General features: G+C 50.0%; 4 protein-coding genes. 2 read left to right on the top strand and 2 right to left on the bottom strand.

The genetic code is table 11. The features are described 5' to 3' along the window. Positions 1 to 1,345, bottom strand: a 1,345-nt coding sequence (locus PHU49_15280; protein MDD5245369.1) for a UPF0182 family protein, incomplete at its 3' end; no start/stop codon positions are given. A gap of 220 nt (positions 1,346 to 1,565) precedes the next feature. Here PHU49_15280 and PHU49_15275 point away from each other — a divergent pair. Further along, a complete protein-coding gene (locus tag PHU49_15275) occupies positions 1,566 to 2,294 on the top strand; it encodes a lysophospholipid acyltransferase family protein (protein MDD5245368.1) in 729 nt (242 codons plus the stop codon). A 335-nt stretch (positions 2,295 to 2,629) separates the two neighbouring features. Beyond that, positions 2,630 to 3,475 carry a hypothetical protein gene (locus PHU49_15270; GenBank protein MDD5245367.1) on the top strand — a complete coding sequence of 282 codons (846 nt, stop codon included), beginning with the start codon at positions 2,630 to 2,632 and terminating at the stop codon, positions 3,473 to 3,475. On the opposite strand, the gene PHU49_15265 is transcribed toward PHU49_15270, so the two are convergent. Beyond that, positions 3,453 to 4,309: DUF748 domain-containing protein (locus PHU49_15265; GenBank protein MDD5245366.1), on the bottom strand; the 857-nt coding region annotated here is incomplete at its 5' end. The genes PHU49_15270 and PHU49_15265 overlap by 23 nt on opposite strands.

Below are 4,309 nucleotides of genomic sequence, written 5' to 3'. Positions count from 1 at the left end.
TGGGCGGGATATCCTTTATGATGAATTCGGGCAGACCTTCTTTGGAAATCCTGCTTACAGGCCCCATGACAACGCCGTTGCCGTGTGTAAAGACAAACTTCTCGTTGATCCATGACTTGCTGGGGAGGTCATTATAGGAGAGTTCCCTGGCAGAGAGCATCACCTGCCTGTACTGCCCGTTAATGGTGTACCGGTCGCTGTCGATGTCACTGAACCGGTAATAGGTCCTGATCTGCTGGAGCTGGCTGTATGTCTTCAGGAGGGGCGCTTCATCCCAGAGTCGTATATTCTTTATCGTTGTGTCGTTCTTTTGTAGGTCCTTTGCCGTAAGGTTGAAGGACACATCAAAAGGCAACATCTGCACGTTCTGGAGGTTATAACCGTACCTCGTAAGCGCGATATGATGTTTGATGAAGGGCTCTTCGATCGCCTGTTCGTTCGGTGCCACCTTGAAACTCTGGAGGAGACCCGGGTAGATCGCCACCCCGAGGAAGTACACCGCAATGAGGCCGATCACCGGGTAGACGGCGATGCGCCATTTCTCCTTCAGGAGGGCATAGGAAACCACCATGCCTCCGATGACCATCAGGGGGATCAGCAACCCCAGCACAATGAGCCGCGCGTTCACATCGGCGTAACCAGCGCCGGTGATTATGGTATGGGGAGAATAGAGCGTCTCAAACCTGTCGAGATAAAACCCGAAGGCCAACTTTACGAAGAACAGAAAGAGAAGGAGGGTCAGGTGCTCCTTTGCGTGCTTCACAAAAGAGACCCTGTTGCCGAGCACAAGGAAGCCGCCCCGGGCGGCATATCCTGCTGCTACCGCAAGGATAGTGATGAAAAGGAGAAAACCCGCATACCCGCTCAGCGATTCATAGAGGGGAAGCTTGAAGAGATAGAAGCTGAGGTCCTTGCCGAATATCGGGTCCATTGTCCCCGTATTCACGCTATTGAAAAAGGCGAGTACCTGCGCCCAGAGGCTGCTTCCCCACAGTGCGCTTAATATCCCGCCGAAGACGGCTACGAACAGACCGAGGAGTTTGAATATTTTGTTAAATTTACCGGGATCAAGGGGCACCCTCATCTGACCCATGAACAGTATGTCGATAGGGGGCACCTTGATCGCGGACGCGGCAAGGACATTGGCGGCAAGAAAGAAAAAGAAGATAAGACCAAAGGCAAGACCTGTCAGTACCTCTGCGGACAGGACCTTCGTGAATATCCCCTCATAGGCAACCTCCCGGAAGAAGAGCCAGTCAACGTATACCCCGGTCAATTTAGACGCAGAGAACAGGAAGATTATGATAATAGCCAGCAGGGCCAGTCTGCCTAACCTGAATGTCACATTACACCTCCTTTATGGATATACAAAACAGTATACCAGATATTGCATGCACTTTGTATCCTCTTTCATGATTATTTCCAGACACGCGGCGCTGCATTGGAGCAAGATTCCTCCTGCACCCTCCGTCTTTGCCTTTCCTGACTTAGGTTTGCTGCTGATCTTTAAAAACCTTGACAGTCTCTCAAATTTGCAGGAAAATTAAAAGAAAAAAGGTGGAAGAATGAGAAAGGCCATTCCATTACTGAACATTATTTTTACAACAATATTCCTTTCCATTATAGCCCTTATGATCTTTCCCTTTGACCGGAAGGGAGAGGGAACAAACAGGCTTGGCAGGGTCTGGGCAAAGATCCATCTCAAGGCATGCGGTATCCGGGTTGTAATGGAGGGGGCCGAGAACATCACTGAACCCCCTTATGTAATTATGTGCAACCATCAAAGCGTGCTTGATATATTCGCGCTTCTTTCGTCACTCCCCTTATCTTTCAAATGGATAGCGAAGAAGGAACTCTTTGTTGTGCCTTTTTTGGGGTGGGCGCTTAAGGCCGGAAAAAATATCAGCATTGACAGACAAAACCCGCGGAAGGCCTTGAAGGCAATGCATGAGGCGGCACACAGGATACAAGAGGGCATGAATATCGTTATATTTCCCGAAGGGACCTGGAGCACTAATGGTACTCTCCTGCCCTTTAAAAAAGGAGGGTTCTCGCTTGCACTCCGCACAAAGGTACCGATAATACCGATAGGCATCCGGGGAACAGGTCAATTGCAGCCTGAAGGCTGTTCTGTTCCAAAAGGAAAAGGATTGATACAGATAAAGATCGGCCAACCGGTACGCGTGACAGAGGAAGAAAGGACCGCCAAAAACAAGTTGATGCTTGAGGTAAGGTCCCACATTGAAAAACTCATAGATCCCGACGGGCAAACTCAGGAGATAGCTCGTAGCTGACAGCGAAACACCCGTGAGGCGTGAATCGTAAGTCGTAAGGGGTGAGGGGGAGAAGCAGCAGGGAGCGGAGAGCTAAGAGCCGAGAGAGAAGGACAAAATCTGTTCTATGTTCAGCGTTCAAGGCTTTTTATTTTGTTGTCATTGCGAGGAGCGAAGTGACGTGGCAATCTCAACAGCGGCAACCTCTTCACGTTTTGATATTTGAACGTTTTGATTTGTTTAGTGCTTCGATATTAGAATTTAGAGTTTCAAAAGCTGATAGCTGGCTGCTGAAAGCTGTCAGAGGGGGCGACCGGGTACCCACGAAGTGGGTGTCCCAATCAAGGAGAAAGACATTGAAAGAAGAGATCGAAGATGCAATAAAGGGATTTGTCAGCACGTCATCATCAAACCGGCTGAAAGATTCTGATGAAAAATATTTTACTGAACCGATAATCGGATACGCGGACATTCATGATCCGCTCTTCACAGAATATAAAAGAATCATCGACGATTTGCATCTCACCCCCGTGGAATTCCTTGAGGCTGAATACGGGGAGTCATGCCCCCGGAACGGCACTGTCATATGCTGGATCCTGCCGGTCAGCATGGGTATCCGGAGGAGCAACAGAAAGGGGAAAAAGCTCCCCTCCCCCGGGTGGTCACATATGCGCTGTTTCGGCGAAGTCTTTAACGATGCATTAAGAAAATATATCGTCGCCCTGCTCAACAGCAGGGGATACCGAACCCTGTCCCCGGTTTTGACAACACAGTGGAAACGTATTGTATCGCCGGAGGCCGGCCATGCCTCAACGTGGTCTGAACGACACGCCGCGTATGCAGCAGGGCTGGGGACGTTCAGTTTAAGCGACGGACTCATTACCCGGAAGGGGATCGCCCATCGCATCGGGTCCGTTATAACCGAACTTGTCCTCGAACCGACGGCAAGACCATATCAAGGCGTTTACGATTACTGCCTTAAATACAATGCAAATACCTGCGGCGCCTGCATCAAGCGCTGTCCCGCGGGGGCAATCACTGAAGAGGGTCACAACAAGGAGATCTGTTCTCAGTACATGCATCAGGTAATAAGTCCGAAGGTGAATGAAGAATACGGTGTCACAATATCAGGATGCGGGCTCTGCCAGACAAAGGTCCCCTGCGAGAGCAAGATACCGGTTACTTCCCCAGCCTCTTCTTGATACTGTCTGCCAGCCCTCTGATCCCGCTCCCTACTGATTTTGCTCCCTCGGATCCGAGGTTGACCGCTGATCCGCCGATATCCTTTACCGATAAACCAAGCTTTTCCGCGAGACCTGAAGAAAACCTCGCGCTGAAACTCTCCGCAAGACTGAACTTCGGGTTATCGAGAGACCCTTCAACAACAAACTTCACGGGGATCTCGTTATTGCTGTTCTTCATGAAGGCAACCACCAGGGACAGGGGCACACCGAGGAACCTGGAACCCGTGCCGGAACCGCTCTCGAATTCAAGGTCCTTGAGAACAACATTGCCGGGCGCATGGATCATACGTGAGGCGATCTTCACATCCATATCGAGGTCAAGAAACCCCTTTGTCACATTTACGCTGCCCTCTTTTTGGAAATACGGCTTCATTATCGTAATATCGAGCTTCCTGGTCTCCACCCTGGAATCCGCGTCCTGTGTTTTCAGTTTTACCTTGCCTTTACTCATCAGGGTACCGGTGCTCATATTGCCGGGGATGTCTGCTTTCAGGGTATAGGGTGTGAAATCTTTACCCAGGGGGATGGCGATATCCTTCGCGTCAAGCTGGATATTGCGCAGTTTTGTCAGTATGGGTGTTTTGGCCGTTTTTCTGTCAAGGTAATCGATGGAGCCGTTTCGGACTTCCACTTTTTTGATAAAAACAGGCGGGGATTCCTTTGCTCCTTTCTTTTCCTTTTCGTTTTTCTCTTTCTCTACCGGCAGCGCAGGCATGATCACGTTGCCCTGCCTGTCAACCTCAATCAAAATATAGAGGTCTTTCAGGAGAACGCTGGAGATAACGTATTCGT

It is taken from the genome of Syntrophorhabdaceae bacterium, assembly GCA_028713955.1.
Lineage (GTDB): Bacteria > Desulfobacterota > Syntrophorhabdia > Syntrophorhabdales > Syntrophorhabdaceae > UBA5609.
Note: the sequence above shows the minus strand (reverse complement) of the source record. Positions and strands in the feature narration are given on the sequence as shown.

Excerpts from the sequence above, each read along its gene's own strand:
- PHU49_15275 (MDD5245368.1), top strand. The coding sequence starts at position 1,566 with ATGAGAAAGGCCATTCCATTACTGAACATTATTTTTACAACAATATTC.